The sequence below is a fragment of the Enhygromyxa salina genome, from assembly GCF_000737335.2.
Taxonomy (GTDB): Bacteria; Myxococcota_A; Polyangia; order Nannocystales; family Nannocystaceae; genus Plesiocystis; species Plesiocystis salina_C.
In genome coordinates this window covers 126,665-148,740 of sequence record NZ_JMCC02000003.1, presented here as the reverse complement: position 1 = coordinate 148,740, position 22,076 = coordinate 126,665, and the positions used below count along the sequence as shown (strand labels likewise).

17 protein-coding genes are annotated in these 22,076 nt (G+C 67.1%); 7 read left to right on the top strand and 10 right to left on the bottom strand.

The annotated features are described in order from the left end of the window. Positions 1-222: 222 nt before the first annotated feature. Positions 223-1,458, bottom strand: a complete 1,236-nt coding sequence (locus tag DB30_RS02125) for a VWA domain-containing protein (protein WP_052546264.1) — start codon at positions 1,456-1,458, stop codon at positions 223-225. A gap of 357 nt (positions 1,459-1,815) precedes the next feature. On the opposite strand from DB30_RS02125, the gene DB30_RS02120 reads away from it, so the two are divergent. Further along, complete coding sequence (locus tag DB30_RS02120) at positions 1,816-3,201, top strand: EB domain-containing protein (RefSeq protein ID WP_052546263.1); 1,386 nt, start codon at positions 1,816-1,818, stop codon at positions 3,199-3,201. 32 nt (positions 3,202-3,233) lie between these two features. On the opposite strand, the gene DB30_RS02115 is transcribed toward DB30_RS02120, so the two are convergent. The 4 genes from DB30_RS02115 to DB30_RS02100 all read right to left on the bottom strand — a co-directional run bounded on the left by DB30_RS02115 (position 3,234) and on the right by DB30_RS02100 (position 7,049). Beyond that, complete coding sequence (locus tag DB30_RS02115; RefSeq protein ID WP_052546262.1) at positions 3,234-4,235, bottom strand: hypothetical protein; 1,002 nt, start codon at positions 4,233-4,235, stop codon at positions 3,234-3,236. 107 nt (positions 4,236-4,342) lie between these two features. After that, complete coding sequence (locus DB30_RS02110; protein ID WP_052546261.1) at positions 4,343-5,179, bottom strand: HTTM domain-containing protein; 837 nt, start codon at positions 5,177-5,179, stop codon at positions 4,343-4,345. Beyond that, positions 5,176-6,618: an HTTM domain-containing protein gene (locus DB30_RS02105; protein WP_052546260.1), complete on the bottom strand. Its 1,443-nt coding sequence runs from the start codon at positions 6,616-6,618 to the stop codon at positions 5,176-5,178. Before DB30_RS02105 ends, DB30_RS02110 begins: the two co-directional genes overlap by 4 nt. Then, entirely contained in the window at positions 6,615-7,049 is a 435-nt protein-coding gene (locus DB30_RS02100) for a hypothetical protein (RefSeq protein WP_052546259.1), read from the bottom strand. Before DB30_RS02100 ends, DB30_RS02105 begins: the two co-directional genes overlap by 4 nt. 191 nt (positions 7,050-7,240) lie before the next feature. On the opposite strand from DB30_RS02100, the gene DB30_RS02095 reads away from it, so the two are divergent. The 4 genes from DB30_RS02095 to DB30_RS02080 all read left to right on the top strand — a co-directional run bounded on the left by DB30_RS02095 (position 7,241) and on the right by DB30_RS02080 (position 15,717). Next, the gene (locus DB30_RS02095) at positions 7,241-10,384 is read left to right on the top strand and encodes a TonB-dependent receptor domain-containing protein (protein ID WP_146657859.1); all 3,144 of its coding nucleotides are present in this window, start codon (positions 7,241-7,243) and stop codon (positions 10,382-10,384) included. Between the two features lie 148 nt (positions 10,385-10,532). Beyond that, positions 10,533-11,591, top strand: coding sequence for a tetratricopeptide repeat protein (locus DB30_RS02090; RefSeq protein WP_146657858.1), 1,059 nt, complete (start codon positions 10,533-10,535; stop codon positions 11,589-11,591). An 8-nt stretch (positions 11,592-11,599) separates the two neighbouring features. Further along, positions 11,600-14,020: a VIT and vWA domain-containing protein gene (locus tag DB30_RS02085; RefSeq protein WP_165703595.1), complete on the top strand. Its 2,421-nt coding sequence runs from the start codon at positions 11,600-11,602 to the stop codon at positions 14,018-14,020. Then, positions 14,017-15,717, top strand: coding sequence for a ligand-binding sensor domain-containing protein (locus tag DB30_RS02080; RefSeq protein WP_052546255.1), 1,701 nt, complete (start codon positions 14,017-14,019; stop codon positions 15,715-15,717). The genes DB30_RS02085 and DB30_RS02080 overlap by 4 nt, the downstream gene beginning before the upstream one ends. Positions 15,718-15,820: 103 nt before the next feature. On the opposite strand, the gene DB30_RS02075 is transcribed toward DB30_RS02080, so the two are convergent. Further along, positions 15,821-16,468: a hypothetical protein gene (locus DB30_RS02075; protein WP_146657857.1), complete on the bottom strand. Its 648-nt coding sequence runs from the start codon at positions 16,466-16,468 to the stop codon at positions 15,821-15,823. Positions 16,469-16,542: 74 nt separating this feature from the next. Then, positions 16,543-17,445, bottom strand: a complete 903-nt coding sequence (locus DB30_RS02070) for a S1/P1 nuclease (RefSeq protein WP_146657856.1) — start codon at positions 17,443-17,445, stop codon at positions 16,543-16,545. A 423-nt stretch (positions 17,446-17,868) separates the two neighbouring features. Here DB30_RS02070 and DB30_RS02065 point away from each other — a divergent pair, with 423 nt between their 5' ends. After that, complete coding sequence (locus tag DB30_RS02065) at positions 17,869-18,798, top strand: hypothetical protein (protein ID WP_146657855.1); 930 nt, start codon at positions 17,869-17,871, stop codon at positions 18,796-18,798. A gap of 79 nt (positions 18,799-18,877) precedes the next feature. Continuing rightward, the gene (locus DB30_RS42685) at positions 18,878-19,321 is read left to right on the top strand and encodes a helix-turn-helix domain-containing protein (protein ID WP_052546251.1); all 444 of its coding nucleotides are present in this window, start codon (positions 18,878-18,880) and stop codon (positions 19,319-19,321) included. A 58-nt stretch (positions 19,322-19,379) separates the two neighbouring features. Here DB30_RS42685 and DB30_RS02055 read toward each other — a convergent pair whose 3' ends face one another. The 3 genes from DB30_RS02055 to DB30_RS02045 all read right to left on the bottom strand — a co-directional run bounded on the left by DB30_RS02055 (position 19,380) and on the right by DB30_RS02045 (position 21,801). Next, positions 19,380-20,114 (bottom strand): helix-turn-helix domain-containing protein, encoded by a 735-nt coding sequence (locus tag DB30_RS02055; protein WP_052546250.1) that lies wholly within the window; start codon positions 20,112-20,114, stop codon positions 19,380-19,382. A 77-nt stretch (positions 20,115-20,191) separates the two neighbouring features. Further along, positions 20,192-20,350: a hypothetical protein gene (locus DB30_RS02050; RefSeq protein ID WP_153258175.1), complete on the bottom strand. Its 159-nt coding sequence runs from the start codon at positions 20,348-20,350 to the stop codon at positions 20,192-20,194. Between the two features lie 443 nt (positions 20,351-20,793). Beyond that, positions 20,794-21,801: a DUF6414 family protein gene (locus tag DB30_RS02045; RefSeq protein WP_052546249.1), complete on the bottom strand. Its 1,008-nt coding sequence runs from the start codon at positions 21,799-21,801 to the stop codon at positions 20,794-20,796. Between the last annotated feature and the right edge of the window lie 275 nt (positions 21,802-22,076).

The following is a 22,076-nucleotide window of genomic DNA, read 5'->3' as shown; positions in this document are numbered from 1 at the left end:
GACCAAGCTGTGGGAGACTGGGAGGCTCGCCGCTTGAACCAAACTTGACTCAAATTCCCACGAAATTGGGTGTCAAGGGAGCTAGAGAGGCGAATCGCTAGATCCCACGCACGATGGGCGCTCGCAGTATCTCGACCCGAGTCAAGCGCTGCGCGCTCGACTCGGGCCTACTGTGTCTTCAAGGGGGCCGTCAAAACCCCCTCGCTTCGGCGCCTGTCGTGTTCACCCGATCGGCGGCTCGTTGCAGCCGTAGACGATGTCGATGTCCACGATGACCCCGCTCTTGATCGCCTCGCACGCGGTCCCGTGAAAGGTCACCGTGTTGGTCATGGGATCGTAGGTCCACCCGTTGTTGGGATCGTTGGGCACGCCGGCCGGATCCTTGTCGAAGAACACGAAGATCTCGTTGGGATCCGGCGGGACCTGGTCGAGCTCGAAGGTGCAGGTGGCCACGGCGTTGGCGATCTGGGCGAGCGCCATGTCGAGCTCGGCGGCCTGATCCGCGAGGTAGCCGGTCCCGGTCCCGCCGGCTTGGGCGATGTTGTTGACCTCGCTCAGGTTGGCCCCGCCAAACCCAACGGCGAACACCTTCACCGGGATCGCCTGGCCAAACAAATTGCCCGCCGCGGTCGGACCGTTGTTGCCGTTGTCAACGCACTGGCCACTCTCGGCGCCGTCGGTGATCAGCAAGATCGCGTTGTCGCGCATGAGATCCTGCAGTGATGGATTGCCGACCTGGGCCTGCAGCGACTTGCCCGTGCTGGTCTCGGGGTCGCCGGAGTCGCACAGGTACTCGATCAAGCCCTGGTTGTTGACGCTGTCGCCGTTGTTCGAGCCGGCGCCGACCGTGGTCGCCAAGAAGCCGTTGATCGCGGCGGCGTTTTGATCGGCGATCGGGACCACGACCGTGCCCGCCGAGCAGCCGTTGCCCACGCAGGCCGAGTAGGTGGCGAGGCCAAACCGGATCTGATCGTCGAAGCTGGTGGTGACCTGCTCGATCGCGACCTTGGCGACCTCCCAGCGGTTGAGGTTGGTGTTGGGCACCGAGCCGTCCATGCTGCCGCTGCGGTCGAGCATGATCAGCAAGTTGGGCGGGACCGCCTCGATCGAGAACTCGAAGCCGCCACAGTCGCCGCCGATCACACACAGGCCGTCCTCGCAGACCTGGCCGTCGGGGCAGTCCTCGTTGATGGCGCAGCCGCCCGCGGGGCCGCACTCGCCCGAGGCTGGGTAGCAAGTCTGGCCGGGCGGGCAGTCGTCGGCGCTCGTGCACGGGTCGCCCGCGTCGGCGGTGGTGGTGGTGGTGTCCGCGCTGTCTGCAGTCTCGCTGCCGTCCGTGCTGGTTGGGGCGACTGTCGTGACGCCGGTGGTGTCGGCTGGGCGCTCGGTCTCGCTCGCGCACGCGAGGGACAACAGGAAGAGCGACGAGACGGGGGTGAAGAACGAGATGCGAGACATGACCACTCCTTGGCGGAACTACTATCGAAGTTCGTCAGCGAGCAGAACCTGAAATCGCCAAGTCCACCTGAGCCGCCGCGGTACCCTGCAGGGGCGACTTCACAAGTGCACGCCAGCGGGCCGTGGCGGGTCGTGGGCCTCGCAGTGAGGGCTGCGTTGCACGAGCATGGGCCCGATCGTGTCGGGATCATGCCAGGCGCGCACGCGCTTGGCCTTGGTGCGCTCGGGGATCGCTGGGGCAGCAGCGGCGACTGGCGCGGGTAGACGCCGATTTGCGCGGGCCCGGCTGGTTTGGTACCGCGCGCCAAGCGGACGCGATACCCTGGTCGGGCACCTTCTCTGGAGTCTGTACTCAGCATGCGTCCGCTCAATCCCGCCGCCTGGAACATCATCAAACCCCTGAGCCTTGGCGCCCTCGCCCTGGCAGCGTGTACGCCCGCGGGCGCAGATGACGACGCGGGCACCACGACGACGCAAGGAAACGACACGTCGACGACGAGCTATTCGACGACCTACACCTCGTATACGACGGTCTACACGACGTACAGCTCGTACACGACCTACAGCGACTACTCTTCTGATAATTGGGACGACTACTACGATCCTTGCAACTACTGCGCGCCCGATGAGCTGTGCAACAACGGCGAGTGCTACTTGCCGGGCTGCGAGGACAACCTGGACTGTAGCGACGGGCTGGCCTGCATCGACCACATCTGCACCCAGGTGCCGCAGTCGTTGGTTTGCGGGACCTGGCCCACGCTGGGGATCGACATTCCGCCGCTCGACGATGTGCTCGACATGCAATTCGTCGATGTTGACAACGACGGCGCCCAAGAGCTGGTGATGCTGACCCTGACCGGGGTCAGCGTGTTCGACGATGATCTATCGGTTACGGACACCGCGTGGATCGAGCCGGGTCAGTTCACGCAGATGATCGCCATGCGGGTCGACAGCGACGACTTCGTGGATCTCGCGTTCACGGATCCAGACTCGGGCGCGCTGCGGACCTTGCTCAGCAACGGCGACGGCAGCTTTGGCGGCGAGCTCAGCGAGGTGTTGGAGCAGGTCACGGACGGGTTTGGGCTAGATCTGGATCTCGACGGCGAAGACGAGCTCGTTGGGTTGATCAACGGCATGCCGGCCTCGATCGAGGGGGTCGGCGAGGCGGGCGTGGTGGTCTCGCTGACGCCAACGGAAGCCCACCAACGCGTGCACCACGGCGACAACGACGGTGACGGGCGGCAAGACCTGCTGCTCGCCGGGCTCGCCAGCGACATGCTCGCGCAGACGGCCTCGTGGGTGCTGCAGCAGGGCGGCGGCGGCTGGTCGCCGGCGAACCCGGCGCTTGGGTTGGCGCTGGATCAACCGCAGCAGTGGGGCGCGTTCGACCTCGACGGCGACGGGCTAGACGACGCGTTCTCTGCGGCGCCAAGCTTGGGCGTGGTGTTCATGCAGACATGGAGCGGCGGCAAGCTGGCGGCTTCAACGGTGCCAGAGGAGGAGCTTGGCTGGATCGTGGGGGCGGAGTTTGACGGGACCAACGGTGAGGAGGTGCTGCTTGGGACCGCGGCGCCGCGCCTGGTGCAGCGGTTGAACGCGGATCCGCTCGGCTGCAACTACCCGCTCGAGGGGGTCCCGGCGGGGGGGACCCACGCGGTGGCGGGGGACTTTGACGGCGATGGGATCGATGAGATCGCGGTGCTCGTTGACGGCGTCGTGCAGCTGCGGGTGAGCGACTCGTGATCGACTGGTGACCGGCACGCCGCGTGGCCGGCTCACAGCCGGAACGTGAACGTGAAGCCCTGCTGCTCCGCCTGAAACTTGGGAAAGGTCGCCCGCTTGGCCGCGTTGGCGACACACTTTCCGATCACGCTCGAGCTGTGCTCGTCGAGTGGACGGGCCACGACGACGCCCCCGGTCGCCCCCTTGACCGAGAACTTGACGGCGACGGCGACGCCAGAACCACAGGTCTTGGCGGCGGTCTTGATCGGGCCAACGCCGGCAAGGATGTCGCTCTGGCTCAGCTTGTTGGCCAGGTCGGGATCGGGGGCAGGGGCCGGCTTGTCGGGTGCGGGCGTGCTCGGCTGGGGATCACCCTGGCATTGGGGCAACTTCTTGTTGAGCAGACAATCGACGTCGATCGACTTGGAGGGCGGGCTCGCTGATGCGGTGTTGGGCTTATTGGCCGGCTTGTTGGCTGGCTTGTGGTTGGGCCTATTGGCTGGCTTGTTGACTGGCTTGGTGGGGATCTTCGCGTCGGTTGGCTCGGCGTCGACCATGGCCGCTGGCTCGCTCGTGGGCGTGGCTTCGATCTCCGGCGCTTCGTCGTTGGCGGGTTCGGCGGGTTCGACCGGTCCGACCGGTCCGACAACAGAGGCGATCACGGCAGCGGGCTCGGGCTCGGGCTCGTCGAGCACCAGCACCGCCCCCAGACCCAGGACCCCAAGCCCAAGCACGCCGATCAGGGCGTAGAGGGGGCCCCGCGACGAACGCGATCCCACGTTGTTCGGCGTCGCAGGCGAGGGCGCCACGCTCACCAGCGGATCAGCGGACAGCCCACCAAGCCGACCGCCCGCGAAGCTCGGCACCATGTCGCTGGAGTGGTCAGCCTGCCGGGTAGAACCGCCGCTGGCTTCACGATCCAGCATCGCCCGCATGGCCTGGATGTCGATCAGACCAGATCCTTCAGTTGCAGGGGCCGGGCGCGCCGGCGCCGACACCAACCCCGCGAGCGCGTCGAGTGAGAACAATGAGGAGTCATCGCTTTTGTTTTCCATATGTTCTCGCCGGATGACGCTAACGAGCTTGGACGTGATCGGGCTCGATCAGCGTCCAATATGTCCCCGGCGCGCTCCGCGCGAACGGCAGGGCTCGCCCATACGCGTCACTCGCAGAGATCTTCGATGAGGTCGTGAATCCACTGAGGTGGCAGCGCGGCGATCAACACCGTGAACATCATCGAGGTGAAGAACGGGACCGAGAACATCAACATGATGCCCAGGTGCAGCATGATCCCACCAGCCCACACCCAGTGGCGGATGCGCCGAATCAGCAGGCCAAAGGTGAGCGTGAATTCGAGCGCCGTGGTCGCGTAGGCCATGAACACCGCGCCCCAGTGGACCCATCGCGGCGCGTAGACGAACGCGTCCGAGGTTCCGTACCACTCGATGTAGTAGCGCTCCATGCGGGCACCCTGAAGCCACTCGGGGTCGGTCTTGTTCTCCGAGGCCCAAAAGTAGATCGTGCAGATCTCGAGCAGGTAGAGCTCGAGCTGCCACCAGGGCATGCGCTCTGGCGGAGCTGGGTCGCCGCCACGGGCCTCCCGGCGCAGCGCCAAGTAGCGGTCGATCGACAATGATCGCTCGCTGGGGGTCAGCCATAGCAACACGATAATCTGGAACATCTGGACCGGCTTGCCCAGATCAAAGTTGCGAAGGTGCACACCAAAATAGACGTGCACGATGCCGAAGCTCACGGCCATCAGACCCAGGGCCCAGCGGGTCTTGTAGCCAACAAGCGCGAAGCCCATGCTCAGCAGCACCACCCAGCACAAGAGCAAGCAGGGGAGCTGGTCAATGACCCGATGACTGACGAGCAGGCTGGAGCACTCGTGGATCACCACGAGCATGGCGAAGATACGAATGATGCCAAGCGGCCGGGTCGAGATCTCGGCGTCCGTGAACTTCTCGAGCTTGCTGAGCAGCCACGCGCCGGGTTTCATGGCTTCGAGCTCCCGTGCTTGGTGGACTTGGTCGTGGCGCAGATGTCGTGCTCGCGCGCGGCGACCTGGTTCCACTCGCGGTCGACCGGGCAGCGAGCGAAGAGCTCGACCCGCGGGGGGTCGTCGCCGCGCTCGCGCAGCGCCTTGCAGACGTCGCGACTGGCAGCTCGGATTTTGTGCGGGTAGACCCGAGCCTGCTTGTCGGGCAGGTCGCGCGGGCGCGCGTGCCCAAGCAGCCGCCAGCGCTCGATGACAGCGCCGGCTTGGTTCATGTCGTGAAAGCGCAGGTCACACACCGGACGCCGCGCGGTGCCATGAAGTTGCCAGTCCCAGACCAACGGCGCGCGCTCGCGTTCTTGTACCTGGGCGCGGTACGGGGGCAGGTGGAAGCACAACAGCGCGACGCCAAGCGCCAACGGGCCCATCCACGGCCGAGCCGCGAGGCTCCGGTTGGTGCTGGGGTCGGTGGTGTTGGCGGGCGTACTGCAAGTTTCGGCAACACTGCCCTCGGCGAAAAGGCCAAGCGAGGCGGTGCGAGGCATTGCACCACGGGCTCCTAGCTCCGCATCGGCGGCCGCGGGGCCCTTGATCACCGTGGTCACCAATGTGTGGATCCGCTGCGGGGGCACGCAGACCAACAGCATGTTGACCATCATCAAATTGAAGTAGCTGCCGGCCCAATTGATCGTGTAGGTCCAGAGCACGACACATTGCAAGATCAGGGCAAAGCCCGCGACGTACGCCCGGGTCGGGCGCACGAGCAGGCCTACCCCAATCACCACACACGAAATCAGCCCAAACCACGCGCCAACGACCGCCACGTTCTCGAGCTTGGGCAGGTGCACGAAGCTGTCGGAGCTGCCGTAGTGATCGAGGAAGTAGAGCTCGAGGCGCATGCCCGACAGCCAGCCGGGCTCGGCCATGTCGTACGCACCCCACAGATAGATCGCAGAAGTCTGGAAAACGAACAGCTCGAGGAGCCAAGCCGGCATGCGCTCGGGTGCGGGACGCCGCCCCTCACGCCTGGCTCGGCGGGTCTCGAGCACGCGATCCACCGAGAGCGAACGCCCGCAAGGGGTCAGCGCGAGCAACACGACGGCCTGAAAGAACACAGTAGGCTCAGTCAGCTTCTCGAGGCCGGGCTCACCGGAAAACCCGTAGTGCAGGTGCAAGATCCCAAAGGTCGAGGCCATGACCGCGGTAGCAATCCGGGTCTTGTAGCCAACCAGCACGAAGAACGACGAGTAGAACATGAGCTGGCTAGCCAGCAGCACGCCCACGTTGTCATCCATGCGGTGGCTGACCCACGGGCTGACCAGCCTGAACAGCACGGTGGTGACGATCAGGACCCGCAGCAGCCCGAGCGAGCGCGACGAGACTTCGGCGCCAAACAGTCGCGCGAGTCGGCTGGAGAACGAATTGGCTTGGGCGTCACTCACTTGTTCGTCCCGCGCTTGGTTTTCTTTCTTTTCTTGCCGGTCTTCTTGCCGCACACGTTGGCGCGGCGCTTCTCGACCGTCGCCCAGCCGAGCTTTCGCCCGCAGCGCGCCATGACCTGTACGTTGGGGTGGGGGTCGCCCGCGGCCGCTTGCGCCTCGCACACCTGGGCATATGCGGCCCGCAACTGCTTGTCGTGGGTGCGCGCGATGGCGTCGGGCATGTCGCCGGGCCTGTCGTAGCCGAGCAACTTCCAGCGCTCGATCGGCGCGCCGTCGCGGTTCATGTCGAAGTAGCGGACGTCGCAGACCCCCAGCCCGCCGTGCTCATACAGCCGCCAGTGCCAGGCGCCAACGCCCCACCGGACCTTCTTGATGTGCATGCGGTACGGGGGAATGTTTGACCAGGCCAAGAACAACAGCGACGCCAGCACGGGCCAGAGCAATCGCCATCGGCTTCGCCGCGGCGCCACACTGCCGGGGTCTACGTCCAGTGACGGTGTGCCGCTCACGAGCAGTCAGAGTGGCGGCGGGGGAACCTGGCTGTCAACGCTGGATGTGGGAAACGCGCCAGCTTTCGCGCGAGTCGCCTGAAAGCCATGGGCGCGCCCCAGGTTGCGTCCCGGTGAGCCGATGGGTGCGCGAGGGGTTGTTTGCGATCGCGCGCGCAACCACGCTCGCGACGTTGCTGACCTCTGCTTGCAGCGGCGCGCCGACGACGGGGCTGACCGGCGCCCCCACGAAGTTGCTCGATCTGCAGAGCAACCCCGTTCCGCTCGCCGGGGCCTCGTTCGCGGGCCGGAGCGCTCTCCCGCCCCGGCTCCCCCTGCCTGCGAGTCCGCTGCCTCCCCGGGTCGTGAAGCCGCCACCCAACCTGTCCCGCCTGGCCATGATCGTGCCCCTCACCGCGCTCGGGGTCACGGGCCCGACCCTCTCCGGGATGAGCTTGGCCGAGTCTCGGACCACGCTCGAGGGCTTCGACATCAGCAACCCGGCGTTCGGCAGCGCGAGCCTGCACCTGCCGATGCGCGTCCTCGAGTCGATCACGGTGTGGGACGCGAGCTATCATGCCGACCAGGGCTGGGCCTCGGGCGGCCAGATCGCGCAGCGCAGGTTCACCGGCTACAACCGCTTTCGTGGCGAGGCGGGCCTGCGCATCCGCCCCCGCTTCGCGCAGCCGCGGCTGTTGTTCCCAAGTGACGATGCCCTGCGCGTCACCGAGATCGACAGCCTTCGGACCCAGCTCTACGCGAACGTGGCCGGGCCGATCGCCTACGACAGACTGTTCTATAGCGTGGGTGTCAGCGCGACACGGACCTTGTCGGCGCTGACCCAGAGCTTTCACGCGGCCTGCTCCCCTGGCGACGCGGCCGATGAATGCGTCGCGGGCGACCCAGGCCGTGCAACCAAGAAGTTCGCCGAGCAGACCTTCCCAACGGGCTCGCTCGAGCTCGCGTACCTCGCCGGGCTCGACTGGCACATCCTCCGCCGTCACCACCTGGCCCTGACGGCTGCGGGCGGAGCCAGCTTCGTGCGGACCAGCTACCGACGGCCGTACAGCCCCGAGCCCAACGCCTTTGGCACCAACCCAGGCATCGATCCCCTCGGTGGTGGGTCGCGCAACGCGACGGGGGTGGTCAACGATCACCTCGGCACGACGCTGCGCCACCAGACCGTTGCGATCCTTGGCTATGAAGGCGAGCTCCTCAACGGTGATCTCGACGTCGACGCGACCCTCGGGTACGCGCAGTTTGTTCACGAAGACGCCTGGCGCCTCGACAACCCGCGCCTGCGCGACATCCCAGCCACGCAGTACACCAGCGCCAGCGGCCGGGAGCTCTCCGAGTTTCTCGATCGAGATGGCGCGACCGCGTTAGTTCCGGGGGTCGAGGCCGCCTGCAATGACGGCCGGCCTGGGGTCGCGTGCCCGATCCACACGTGGGTCTCGGGCGGGCTCGGCGAGTACGATCGCGACGTCGCGCGCCGGTTGGGGGCCAGGCTCGCGCTGACCGGGTCGATCGACTCGCGCCGCTCTCATCGGCTCAGCGGCGGGGTCGAGTTCGAGTGGAGCCAACGCCACGGCGAGTACCGCTACTCTGGCAGCAACGACCCCGACTACGATACCTGCGGACCTGGGCAGCTTGGCGGCGGCGAGTACTGCTACGACCCCGCCGCCGATCGCTACAGCTTCGACGACGGGCCGCGCGTCAACAACAACCGCTTCGTGCTGGTCAACGCCGACAACCCCGCTCTGCGGGAGACTCGAGGCTTTGGCACGGCCCGTCACGAGCAGGGTGACCTGCGCGCGCTCGTTGACGCCGAGGGTCACGGCGTCCGCGTAGAGGGCTACGACGAGCGAGTCTCGAGCCTCCACTACGGGCTGTTCTTGTCCGACAACTGGCGGCTGACGCCCGACCTGACCGTGGAGGCTGGCCTGCGCTGGGAGATCCAGGATCTGCGCGACATCTACGGCCAATCCCAGATCCTGCTGGTGGACGGCGTCGCGCCGCGCGTGGGCGTGGTCTACGACTGGACCCAGTCCGGGCGCAGCCGGCTCTACGCGAACTATGGGCGCTACGACCAGCCCTTGCCCTTGCAGCTGGCCAGCCGGATGTTTGGGGGACTCGTCAGCGTGGGCCGTCAGTATCGGGCCAGCGACTGCGGTGGCGCCGACGAGCCGCCGTCCGAGTACTGCGTTGACGCGGGCGGGTTCACGACCGGCGCGAACGAGCCCGCGATCGTCCCGCGCCTGCGCAGCCAGTTCAACCATCGGCTCGCGCTTGGCTACGACCACGAGATCGTCGACGACCTGGTCCTGGGTGTGCGCTGGGAGCACACGGATCTCGGTCGCGCGATCGAGGATGTCTCGACCAACGGCGGCCTCGACTTCGTGCTCGCCAACCCGGGCGTCGCGGTTCGAGACGAAGACATCGAGGCCCAGCGTGGTCGCTGCGAGCAACTCGAGGCGGAGCTCGACGCGCGGAAGCTTGGGGCCGCGCCGCACGGGGCCGCGGCCCGTGAACTGCGACACTGCGAGTTCCTTGTCGATGCCTATGAGCATGTCGGCAGCAGCTTCGACAAGCCCACGCGCCGCTACGACGCGCTCACCGTGCAGCTCGACAAGCGCATCGAAGACAACTGGACGCTGCGTGTGAACTACACCCTCAGCCGCCTGGTCGGGAATTACGACGGCTTTGTCGACCCGATCAACGGCTCGATCGACCTCGGCGCGAGCGCCCAGTACGACACCCCCGAGCAGGTCCGCAACAGCACGGGGCCGCTCGCGCGCGACGTGCCGCACCGTCTGCGTATCGATGGCGCCTACCTGTTGGATCTGAAGCGCTCGGGGCTGCTGCTGCTGGGCTCGGGCTTGCGGGTCCGCTCGGGCGCGCCGGTCAGCGTGCGGGCTGGCCCCACCTACTTGCTCCCCCGCGGAGCCGGGGGCCGGGTGGAGCCGACCGCCAACTGGAACCTGTTTTTTGGCTACAGCTACCCGTTGCCCCGCGACGTGACGATCGAGGTCAACGTCAGCGTGCTCAACGTGACCAACGCCAGCGCGACGCTGCGCGTGAACGAGAACTACACATACGATCGCGTGAGGCCGGTCGCCGGCGGCGGCATCGACGAGCTCGCCCACGCCAAGGTCGCCGGCAGCGATCGCAAGGCGTTCTTTGGCCGTGAGATCATCGCGCCAAGTCGCGACGTCGGCGCGACGATCCAGCTGCAGCAGCCGGTCACCGCAGAATTCGAGCTCGTGTTCCGGTTCTAGGAGGGACTTTTAGCCCCAGCCGGCCCGACTCGACCCGTGCTCGGCTTCGCCTCCGCGCGCGTCGACACCCTCGCTGCGCTCGGGCCCCTTGGTCGACCTGTCTGGGGGGCGGAATACCCTCGCCATCCTGGTGCGTCTGGCTGCCACCATGACGCCTTCGCTCTGGCTTTGCGCCACCATGGCCTTCGCGCCGCCTTCTTTCACCGTCACGGCGGTCGACGAGCGCCCGACCCGGGCAACCAACGATGGGCTGGATGCCGAGGTCGAGCAACTGCAGCAGCTGATCCTCGAAGAGCCCCGCGAGCGAACCCATCGGTTCGCGCTGGTCCGCGCGCTGATCGACGCTGGCGAGCTCGAGCAGGCGCTCACGGCCGCGCAGGCGTGGCGGGAGATCGACGCCTACAACCTCGTTGTCGTTCGCTTGATCGGCGACATCCAGACCGAGCTTGGCGACGCCAAGCAAGCGCTGCGCACCTACTCCGCGGTGACCGAGCTGCTGTCCGAAGATCCCGAAGCCCAGCGCGCGCTCGCGACCGTGCTCAAGGCCCAGGGCGATCTCGACAACGCGCTCGCGCGCTTGCAGGTCGCAACAAAGCTGCGCCCCGAGGATCAACGCCTGTCATTCGAGCTGGCCGACGTCGAGCTGCGCCGCGGCGACCTCGAGCAGGCGGCGGCGCGCTTCGAGGCGATCGTTGTCGACGACAGCGCCTCCGAGCAGCTGCGGCACCCGGCCAAGCAGCGGCTCGCACAGGTCTACGCCGGGTTTCGCCGTGACGCGACCACCGAAGCCCAGCGCCAAGCGTGGACCGCCAAGATCGACGCGCTCGCGCTCGACGGCGGCTCGCAGAACGACATCAAGGTCTACCTGACCTGGGACACGGATCGCACCGACGTGGATCTGTGGGTCATCAATCCCAAGGGCGAGAAGGTGTTCTACAGCCACCGCAAAGGGGCGTTTGGCGGCACGCTCTACGGCGACGTCACGTCCGGCTACGGACCCGAGAGCTTCACGGCCAGCACCGCCAAGGCGGGCACCTACGCGGTCGAGGTCAACTACTACGGCAGCGGCGGCGCGATGAAAGAAGCCCGCGGCGAGGTCCTGGTCGTCGTCAACGAAGGGCGCGCAGACGAGCAACAACACACGTTTGCGTATGTGCTCCCCAAGCCCGGCGACAGCGTGCGCGTGGCCAAGATCGAGGTGAAATGATGCGACCCTTGCGAACCCCCCTGTTGTTGTCTGTCGTGTTGCTTGCCGCGTGTGCGAGCCCGACTTCTGGCTCGATCGCAGCTACCGGCGCAGGTCAGCGCTCGCTCGGGGCCCAGACCGAGGTTGCCCGAACCTCCGCGTGGCTGGCCGACATGGATCGCGGCGTGGATCAGTTTGGTCCGGGCGAGCTCGAGGTTCAGGATCCCGCGGCCGCTGACGGGGCGACCTTTCTCGAGCTGAGCTCGCTCAGCGTCAACGTGCACACGATCGGCCCCATGGCCCGCTACGAGGTCGAGCACGTGTTCCACAACGGGACGGATCAGATGCTCGAGGGCACGTTCCGGTTTCCGCTGCCGGCTGGCTCGATCGTGACGGGGCTCGCAATGGAGATCAACGGCGAGCTGATGGACGGCGAGATCCTCGAGCGCGACAAGGCCCGCAAGATCTATCAAGACATCGTGGACAGCATGCGCGACCCGGCGCTGCTCGAGTGGGAGGCCGGCCAGACCTTCAAGCTGCGGGTGTTCCCGATCGAAGCCGGCGAGCGCAAGCGCGTGGTCATGCGCTACATGGCGCCGCTGCAGCCAGACGACGACGCGCCCAGCGGGTTCGCGGTTGCGATCCCCAGCGCGGCGCCAGCGATGCAGACCTCGATCCCCGCGCTCACCGTTCGCGTGGATGGGCGCGAGGTCGTGCAGCGCAGGGATCACAGCGCCCGCGAGAACCTGAGCGTCGCGCTGGACCGCGCCAACGTGCCTGCGTACGTGCAGGAGTCCAGCGGCGAGCAGATGTACCTGGCCGCGCGCCTGGACCTCGACTGGGCTGCCGTCGCCAGCCCGATCACGCAGATCGAGCAGCGGCGGACGGTGATCGTCGTGGACAGCTCCCGCAGCGCGCTCGAGTCGTGGGCGCTCGCCTCTGAGGCCGTCGCCACCGTGCTCGCGGGGCTGGGCCCCGACGACGAATTCATGCTCGTGACGGGGGACCTCGAGACCCGGGTGTTCGCCGAAGACTTCGTCCGCAACAACGCAGATCAGCGGGCCGCCGCGCTCGCGTTCCTGGCCCAGATCCAGCCGGATGGGGCCAGTGATCTAGGCGCCCTGATCACCCGGGTTGGCGAGGCGCTGAGCCACGCGCAGTCCGGGGACCAGGTCGTCTATGTGGGTGACGGCACGCCAACCTGGGGCACCACCGATCGTGAGCAGCTCGCAGCGCAGACCCTGGCCGCCCTCGCTGGCGCGCCGCTCTATGCCCTGAGCGTGGGCAAGCGCGAGAGCCGGGACACCCTGGAAGCGCTGACGGGGGGCACGGGTGGGCGCACGCTTCGGCCCCAGTCGGTTCCGCAGGTCCAGGCGTTCGCGTCGTTCCTCGAGCGCGCGCCGCAGGTGCGCCGGGTCGCCAAGCTCGAGCTCGAGGTCCCGGGCGTCGAGCAGGTGCACGCGCCGCTGAGCACCACCTTGTTCGAGGGCGAGCGCCCGGTCGTGCACTTTCGCGTGGCCAAGGGCGAGCCCGTCCCGACCCAGGTGACCGTGCGCGGCTGGGCTGGCGGGCTGCGCTTCGAGCAAGTCGTAGAGCTTGGGGAGCCGCTGGCGCAGGTTGGCGTTCGCCAGCAGTGGGCCGCGCGTGAGCTGGCCGCGACCAGTGACAAGGCGGCCGCCGTCGCGCTCAGCGTCGAGCACTCGGTGCTCAGCAAGCACACCGCGCTGTTGGTGCTCGAGAGCGAGGAGGCCTACGAGCGCTACGACATCGAGCGTCGCAACGGACCCAACGCCAACCAAAACGCCGACGCGGACGCCCCCGAAGTGTCGGGCCGCAACCTGGACGCCGACGGCGGCAGCCCTTACCTGGGCCCCGGCGACCTTCAGCCTGGTGACCCCGAGATCCACATCCCCGCGCCCCGCGACGCGCTGTCGGTCGACGTGGTGTTTCCGTTTGGCGAGACCAAGTCGGCCCGCTGGGAGCACGAGCTTGGCCAGTGGACGGTCCGGTTCTTGGTCGACGACGACACCGAGCCGGGCACCTACGAAGTGCTGGTTCGGGTCACCCACGCCAACGGCCGGGTCGAGCTGCTCAACCTCGAGTACACGATCGACGTCGAGGCGCCCCAGCTGCGGCTCGAGCTGCGGGTCCGCGACGACGGGGCCTTCGACGTCTTCGCCCACCAGGTGCTCAGCGAAGCCGACGCCGCCCGCGAGCGAGTCGAGGGGCGACGTGGCGACGAGCGAGCGAGCACGCTCGACGCCAAGCGGGTCGAGCTGATCATGCCCGACGGCCAGACCCTGGATCTGCGCGTGGGCATGCGCGGGCACTTCGTGCGGCGCTGGGTCCCGCGTGGCGAGGTTGAGTTTCCTGCGACCGTGACCGCGGTCGTCGCTGACCGTGCGCTCAACAGCCGCCGGGTCGAGCTCTCGCTCGAGGGGCCGTCATGAGCGTCGGGCTTGGAGTCGCGTTGATCGGCGTGCTCGCGTCCGCGCCGATCGAGGTCCACACCGCGACCCGCGACGTCCGCAGCTGTCGGGCCCTGGATCACGGCTACGCGGCCGCGACCGACGGCGGCCTGGTGTTCCTCGATGACGCGGGCCAAGCTGGCGCGCCGCTGACCGCCCTCGACGGGCTGCCCGAGACCCGCAGCTACGTGGTCGAGCCTGTCGCTGGCCAGCCGGGTCAGCTGTGGGTGGGGACCGAGGGCGGGCTGGCCAAGGTCGAGCGGAGCGACGCGGGCGGCCGCGTGATCGAGGCCTTTGCTAGCAGCGCGCCGGTTCGCGCCGTGATCGAACACGGCGGGCGAACCTTCGTCGGCACCTGGGGCGCCGGCGTGCTCGAGCTGCGTGGTGGACGGCTGCGGGCGATCCCCGGGCCTGATCTGAGCAAGGCTGATCGGGTCACGGACCTCGCCGTCCACGACGGCCAGGTCGTCGTCGCCACGGCGGGCGCTGGCGCGTGGATCATCGACGCGAGCCCGCAGCCGATCGAGGGTGTGGAGGGCGTGGTCTGGAGCTTGGCGGTCCACCAAGGGGCGCTCTACGCTGGCACCTTCGCGGGTGTGCGCAAGCTCGACGGCGCGGCCTCGATCACGGTGAGCACCCACGACGCGCGGGCGATTGCGAGTGTCGGCGGCGAGCTGCTGATCGGCAGCAGCGGGCAAGGGCTGGCCCAGCTGGGCTCGGAGGTGGGATCGCAACAGCGGCTCGGCCCGCCCGTCAGCCACGTCCAGGGCTTCGATCGAGACCGCTGCGTCGCCAGCTCCGAGGGCCTGTGGATCCGAACCGGTCAACGCTGGATCGCCGCCTTGGATCACGGCTTGCCCTCGGGCGATGTCACGGATCTGCTGCGCGTGGGTGATCAGCTCTACGCCGCGACCTTCGACAAGGGCGTGTGGGTCAACCGCGGCGGCCAGTGGGCTCCGATCGAAGATCCCGAGCACGTCATCGATCCCCAGATCAACGCGCTCGCCCCCGCCGGAAGCGGGCGTGTCTGGGTTGCGACCGCGCGCGGGCTGCATCGCGTTGGCAACGGCCAGGTCGAGACCTGGACCGCCAAGCGCGGCCTGCCCAACTCCACGGTGCTGAGCCTGGCCGTATCGAGCGCGGGCGAGCTGCTCGTGGGCACCCACGCGGGCGTGGCGATCATCGACGCCAAGGGCGACGTCCGCGAGCTTGGCTCCCGCGCGCGCCGCTGGGCGACCTGGGCGATCGCCGAGGCCCCCGACGGCGAGCTGTGGCTCGGCACCACCCAGGGTCTGATCCGCTGGAAGCTCGACGGCACCTGGGATCACCTGTCGATGCTCTCGGGCCACCTGAGCGACAACTGGGTGACGGCGCTGCTGTGGGAGGGCGACGCGCTGCACGTTGGCACCTACGCCGCGGGCGTCGACACGCTCACCCGCAAGGGCAGTGGGTTTCAGGCCAAGTCGCTCGGCGGCGGCCGGGTCAACCCGGGCGGGTTGAGCCTGATCAACGGCGAGCTGAACGCCGCGACCATGAAGGGCGCCCGCGTGCGTCGTGGCGGACGCTGGGTCGCGGGGGAGCTCGGCGTGTTCGAGGACGTGACGCGGGTGACCGCGGACGTGGGCGGCGTGTGGATCGCCAGCCGCCGCGGCCTGGTGTTGGTCATGTCCCCCACATAGACCCTAGACTTCGCCGACTGCAGCCGCATGTGTGGCCCCCTAGCAGGGGGCTCTGCACGCAGTCCCTGTGTCCATGGGACGAACGACGTGCGGAAAAAACTGGCTACGGGTACGTGCACAGCCCCGTGTTGGGCTGCTGCGGGATCACCTTGCAGGTCGATCCCGCCGGGCAGTCCTCGGACTCTGGCGTGCAGATCAACGCGCAAAAGTTTGGCACGGCGCCCTCGGTTGCGATCGCGCAAGCTGGCGTGGTTCCGGGCGGACCACTTGGGCACTCTTCGCTGTCAACGCAGGGCGCCGAGCAGAAGTCGCCCGCGATCTTCTCGACGCTGAGGATCTCCGAGGGGGCCTCGCACGCCTCGGGATCGTAGGGCTCGGCGGTACCGCCGGTGGTGCTTGGATTGCCGGTTGGATCGCCGGTTGGATCGCCCGTTGACGGATCCCCGGTTCCCCCACCCAGCGAACACAGGTCGTCGGCGCCACAGGTCAGGCCAGCGGCGCACATGCCATCGTCGCAGGGGCAGTCAAAGCTGCCGAGCGGGCAGTCGGGATCGGTCTCTGAAGGATCGCCGTCACCGTCGCCGCTGTTGCCACTGGTGCCCGACTCGCCGTCGCCATCACCGGTGGTGGTGCCGGTGTCGTCCGCGGCGCCCTCCGTTGTCTTGTCGTCGGGGTTGGAGTCGCACCCGAGCGTGCCCGCGGTCAGAGTCAGGATCACGCAGGCCACGAGACTGTAGGACGTTCGCATCATGTTGGCTCCGAAGATCCAGGCGGATCCCCTAGGTAACTGTTACGTGAACATGGCCCGGCAGGTCAAACACCAGCTCAGAACAGCTCCTCGAGGACCAGGGCCAGGCGAACGCCGCCCTGTTGCAAGCGCTGTTCGGCGACCGGAAGGTTGCGCTGGTACCAGTCTTCGCCAAGCGCGTCGCCGGGGCGCACCGGGGTCATGGCGTCGGCGCGCAGGTAGCCGTTGGCGGCCGCGAACAGGCGCGACTCTTCGACCCAGTCGTAGGCCGAGCCACGGCCCCAGCGCGCGATCATCTCGTCCGAGATGCGAGCGTCGAGCTCGACCGCGTAGCGCTGCCAGGTCCAACCTTCGCGCGCCATCGTGATCGCTATGAGGCCCCCGTCCCAGGCCGCGTGCAAGTTGGTCCGCTCCTTGGCCGGCGTGTACTCCAGCAGGCGCAGCTCGTTGATGTCATTGCCGCCTTTGTCGTGGCTGTGTCCGGCGTGCAGCGGCTGGTGGGCGTCGCCCACGAAGTGCAGCAAGAAGCGCAGCGCCTCGGCCCGCTGCGCCCGCGAAGCTCGCTGGCTGCGAAGGACGTCAACGTAGTACGCGATGCCCGTGACCACGCAGCCAGACTTTTCCAGACACGTCGCCAGCACCTCGCGCGGGGTCGCGCGCTGCTCGACGTTGATGTAGTGGCTCGAGTAGGCGAACGCGAAGGCCGGATCGAGCTTGGCTTGTTGATCCGCCCAGGTCGCCGCGGTCGCCATCGTCGAGTAGTCGGGCATGTCGGCGAGCAGCGCGTTGATCTGCTCGAGCGCCGACTTTGACAAGTGACGGGACGCGATCTCGGCGACGATGCGGTGGCCGTCGTCATGCCAGGCGAGCGCGCTGCTCGGGTTCACGCACAGCGCCGCGAGGCCAACCACGGCGCCGACGCCCGCCCTTCGCAGCTTGGTCCAAGTGCAATTGAGTCGGCGTTGACGGCTTCGAGCCATCCCCAAGGCTAACAGCTCCCGTCGAGATCTCGACGATCGGACTACGCGCGCGGCTAGGGCCCGTCCAGACCACCCACGCTGCGTCCGCGGGCGCCGAACGGACACGCGCGGCCGCCCCCCGGTGACGGGGCGTAACCGTTGGCGGCGACCCGTGCGTGCCCGCCCCGGGTCGAGTGATCACCCGTGACACGGGCTCGAGCCCGAACCGTGCATCGGGGTCGAACCATCGATACCGGCTGCCCAAGCGGGATCGAGGCCGATGACGAGGTTGGTTCGGCGTCCGTTCGGGCACGAGCGCGAACGGTTCACCCGTGCTTCGAACGGGGCGTCACCGTGATCCCAGCGTGGCGCCCTCGTCCCTGACGGTCAGGCCCCTCGCGCTTCATCGTGGGTTCGTTCGCCGCAGCGCAGGAGCCCACCGAGATGTCCGAGCACCACGAATACGACCACCCGTCCGACGAGGCTTGGCACGAGCCGACCCGACCACCGACGGGGGTCAGCTTGATCGGCTCGTTCGCCGGGCGCTCGCTGATCACCTGTGATTTTGACGGCAAGCCAAGCTGGCTCGCGGGTGAAGTCGCGGCGATCCTTGGGCTTGGCGGCGCGTCGGAGCTCGCGCGTCGGCTGGCGATCGATTGGGCCGCGCAAGCCCGCGAGGGCGTGCACTGGGTCCGCATTGGCGAGCTCGAGCTCTCGGAGCTGCGCTTGGATCTGCGCGAGCGCGGCGTGATCTTGCCGTCGAGCTTGGCCGAGGCCAGCAGCACGCTGTTGTTGCTCGAGCCCGGTGTCGCGCTCGCGGCCGAGCACCACAAGACACCCGCAACGACGACACCTTCGATCGCCCGTCGCTTGCTCGCGCATCTGCGAGAGCGGGTGATTCCAGATGTTGCCGCCATGCGTAGGCCAAGCGGATCACCGCTGCAGCGCGAGGCCGCGGCGATCGTTCGTGAGCGGATCGATCTCGAGCGACGACGCTGGGAGTACGACGCGCTGGTCGGTCTGTGCGACGCCCTCGAGGCCCAACAAGAGATCGATCCCGAGGTCATCTGGGCCTACCGAGTCGTCGCCGCCGAGATCGCCCTGTGCGGCGAGCTGTGGCAGCTCAAGCCGATGATCGAGCCGGGCTGGCTGAGCCCCACGCAGATCGCTCGTCGCCACCTCGGGGTCTCTGCCCAGCGCGTTGGCCAGGTCATCACCACGACCGGTCTGCGCGACAGCAAGGTTCACAGCAAAGCAGTTCTGAACAAGGCCGTCGGCCGAGATCGCGCCGTCGTCTCCCACCTTTATAGCCCGGCCGCGGTCGGGTTGATCGAGCGCGAGCTCAGAAGTCGAGGTTATCGCCGTGTCGAATGAAATCACCGCAACCACCACCGCAACCACTCCCTCCACCGAAGTTCGTATTTGGGTTACCCATGACGATGACGCCAACCGCGTGAGCGCGGTGCTCGAGGCCCTTGGCTACTGTGTTCTGCGCGAGCTCGAGGAGGGCGACGGGCCGACGCGCCTGCGCTGGGCCGTCAACCGGCTCGCGCGTCGCCACAAGCTGACCGCGCGCGAGCAAGAGATCCTCGAGCGGGTGCTCGCGGGTCGCAACAATGAGGAGATCAGCAAAGACCTCGAGATCAGCCGGGCGACCGTGAAGTGGCACATGCACAACATCTTTGCCAAGAGCAACACCGGCAACCGCGAGAGCCTGCTGCGCCTGGCCCTGCAGCTTGGCGGCTCCAACCGCAGCGAAGAGGTCGCCGAGAGCGACGCCCCGATCGTCCGGCAAGCGGAGCTGAGGACCGAGCCGCACACTGGCGCCAACTTGAAGGTCATTGAGTCCCGCGAGGCGATCCCGGCGGCGGCGGTGCCCTCGAAGTCCTGGTTCTGAGTTCTAGATTTGTATTGCAACTACCTGCGCGCGGGCGGCCCTCGGTTGCCCGCGCGTTTCAGCGTTTGGAGCGTCGCCTCGAGTCTTCGATTGGTGTGGCGTCGGCCGCACAGCGAATGCCAATGTCGAAGCTTCGCATGCCGGACGCCTCTTTGAGGACGCCCCCGTGCGTGACGGTGCCCTCGTCCAGGCAAATCCGGCTGGCGACGATGAAGCGCGTCGCACAATCGATGATGTTGATCGAGTAGCTCTTACGCTCGCGCTGCTCGTGGATGACTCGCGGGCTGTGTTTGATGTCACCGGCCCACAAGTCGCCAGCGTGCTCGATGGTGAAGGACCGACGCTCGGTCTCGGGCATACGCGCCGGTCGGCCCGAGACCCCGGCCCGCACGAGGATGCGGTGGACCGTCGAGCGACTCAGCTCGCCCGGGGTGGCCCTGCCTGCGCGCTCGAGAATGCTGATCAGACGGCGGAGTGAGCGTCGTGGATTTTCACCCTTGGCTGGGATGATCAGTGAGACGAGCTCAGCGTCGAGCTTGCGTGCGCAGCCACGGTCTTTGCGAAGTCGCGGCTCGAGGCTGGTGAGCCCACCCGAGTGATAGCGGTAGTACCAAGTCTCGATGGTTCGGGCCAAGTCATGTACCAGCTGGAGGCTCAGCGGGTGCTCGTATTGCTTGGCTGCGGCCTCGAGGAACAGCTCGCGCAGGTCGCCGTGCTCGAGCCGCACGCTGACCAGCCGCCCGAATATCGCGTAACGCCACAGGGCCATCTTTTGTCGCTCGTCATCATTCATTGCTCTGCCTTAGGCCGAGGTCGACGCCACTGGGGGGGGCGGACTTCGGCCGCGACGGCGACCCCATGCCCCGCGTCTCACATGACCCGCACGCCCGCTGCGAGGTGGTCGACGAGCGCCGCGAGTTCGGCCAGCCGCACCAAGCCGCCGTAGCCGAGGATGACCTCGCGGCGCACGGCGTCGAGGTCGAGCGCGGTGACGGCCGGGCCGAGCTGGGCGAGGACCACGACCAGCATCGTCGCCCGCTCGCGCAACCGCCTGAGCCAGCGCTGACGCGTTCGCTTGGGCGTGCCGCTGCGCTCGCGGGCTTTATCGACGGCCTCGACGATGCGTGCCCAGGTGCCGTGCGAGGAAGGCCGGCAGGACTCGCCAGATGATGCGGCAGTTCGTGCAGCGGAAGATCAGGATGTCCACCGTCGCGCTGCCGAAACCATCGAGCAGCCGCGTGCGCCGCTCGTGGAGGTGGACTCGCGGGCAGTTGCAAGCGCCGCACTGCTCTGGCCGCTCGAGGCTGGGGTTGGCGAGGGCGGCCGCGTGCTGCTCGTGGGTGACGACGTGGGCGGCGTTCAGCGTGCCGCCTACGTACTTGTCGCCGATCTTGCGCGGACGTCGGTGGGTTGCTCGCTGCCGTGGCGGGCCCCGTCCGTCCGGAGTCGAGCGCCCACTCGAACCCCTCGGCTCATTTCGGTTTTCGAATCTCCCGGTACATTGCCAGTGGAACAACGAAGCACATGTCTTCGCCGGATGGCCTTCGCAGTTCTTCAGCAATCTGCAAGATCACCTTGCCCACTTCCCTAATAATCTTCTGGATAGTGCCAATGGGGTCTCCGGGATCGATACAGGCGTTCATGCGCGCGGGGATCTCTGTGACGTTCACGGGGTCGGCACGACCAACCTCGGCTATCTGAGCCAGAATTGTGAAGTCAGTGGATGGTCGTGTGCCGTACGCAAACAGGAGTTCCTCCATGGTTGACCCGACGAGACCGTCTTCCCGCAGGAGTCCGACGAGTATCGTCTCGTCCGCAGCAAGCCTAATGTGATGCTGATCTTGGAAGAACAACTTGATGATCTCCTTCACGTCATCGATGTAGCCATCGGTAACAATATCCCGCCACATGCTGACATTGCCAACGCGCTTTGCAAGGGCGGCAGTTCGTTGTTGCTGTTCCTGACGAGTGAGCTTTTGACCCCCCGATTTTTGCTTGGCAGCGCTTTCCAGAGCTTTAAGTTCCCGTCGAATGTCTTCGAGATCCGCGTTGCTCTTGGTTTTGGAGTAGACCTTGGTCGCCAGGGTTCCCGCCCCCTGCGCGCTATCCGCAAGCGAGGCGAGCAGCCCCCAGCTTTCCAGCGTCATCTCGCCTCGAACACGGACGATTTGTCCAGGAAGGAGGTTGCAGCAATCTTCCTTTAATAGGCCCTCTTCGACCAGTTCTGACTCAAGCATCTGGACGATTGCGTACGCTGGCATCCTTGTGGTGGCCACAGATGTCGCGTTCATCTTCTTGCCGCCCACAGATATTGCCACGATCCCGGCGTTTGCCCCGAATCCCGCGTTTATGTCCTCACCACTCTGCGTGCTGACAGCCTCTTGCACGGTTAATCCGCCCGCGAGTTGGCTGAGATACGATTCAATCCTTACCCGATCCAAATAGACGATGTCTCGAAGTTCCGCCATGATGGTGTCCATTCAGGCTAGAGCGTTGAGATCTACGTGTCAAGCGTTGTACGCACAGCGCAGTCAGGGCGAGGTTGAGCGCCTATTTGTAAGGTCATGCAGGTGATGGACTTGTCGATGTCGCGGGCGCTGCCGCGACGGCCCACAGCCTCCCAAGTCCATCAACCCCCATAGTCCGGCTTCCGCTGAACCAAGACAGTGGAGAGCGAACTCGGAGTCGGGGCGACTCGACTCGTTGCCGCCCGACATTGTCCCAACGTTGGGACCGGTAGCGCGCGAAATTCGCT

What these genes read in the sequence shown, in the direction of transcription:
- DB30_RS02080 (WP_052546255.1), top strand. Translation starts at nt 14,017, where the DNA reads ATGAGCGTCGGGCTTGGAGTCGCGTTGATCGGCGTGCTCGCGTCCGCG.
- DB30_RS02045 (WP_052546249.1), bottom strand. Translation starts at nt 21,801, where the DNA reads ATGGACACCATCATGGCGGAACTTCGAGACATCGTCTATTTGGATCGG.
- DB30_RS02050 (WP_153258175.1), bottom strand. Translation starts at nt 20,350, where the DNA reads ATGCTGGTCGTGGTCCTCGCCCAGCTCGGCCCGGCCGTCACCGCGCTC.
- DB30_RS02125 (WP_052546264.1), bottom strand. Translation starts at nt 1,458, where the DNA reads ATGTCTCGCATCTCGTTCTTCACCCCCGTCTCGTCGCTCTTCCTGTTG.
- DB30_RS02120 (WP_052546263.1), top strand. Translation starts at nt 1,816, where the DNA reads ATGCGTCCGCTCAATCCCGCCGCCTGGAACATCATCAAACCCCTGAGC.
- DB30_RS02110 (WP_052546261.1), bottom strand. Translation starts at nt 5,179, where the DNA reads ATGAAACCCGGCGCGTGGCTGCTCAGCAAGCTCGAGAAGTTCACGGAC.
- DB30_RS02115 (WP_052546262.1), bottom strand. Translation starts at nt 4,235, where the DNA reads ATGGAAAACAAAAGCGATGACTCCTCATTGTTCTCACTCGACGCGCTC.
- DB30_RS02070 (WP_146657856.1), bottom strand. Translation starts at nt 17,445, where the DNA reads ATGGCTCGAAGCCGTCAACGCCGACTCAATTGCACTTGGACCAAGCTG.
- DB30_RS02065 (WP_146657855.1), top strand. Translation starts at nt 17,869, where the DNA reads ATGTCCGAGCACCACGAATACGACCACCCGTCCGACGAGGCTTGGCAC.
- DB30_RS02055 (WP_052546250.1), bottom strand. Translation starts at nt 20,114, where the DNA reads ATGAATGATGACGAGCGACAAAAGATGGCCCTGTGGCGTTACGCGATA.
- DB30_RS02090 (WP_146657858.1), top strand. Translation starts at nt 10,533, where the DNA reads ATGACGCCTTCGCTCTGGCTTTGCGCCACCATGGCCTTCGCGCCGCCT.
- DB30_RS02075 (WP_146657857.1), bottom strand. Translation starts at nt 16,468, where the DNA reads ATGATGCGAACGTCCTACAGTCTCGTGGCCTGCGTGATCCTGACTCTG.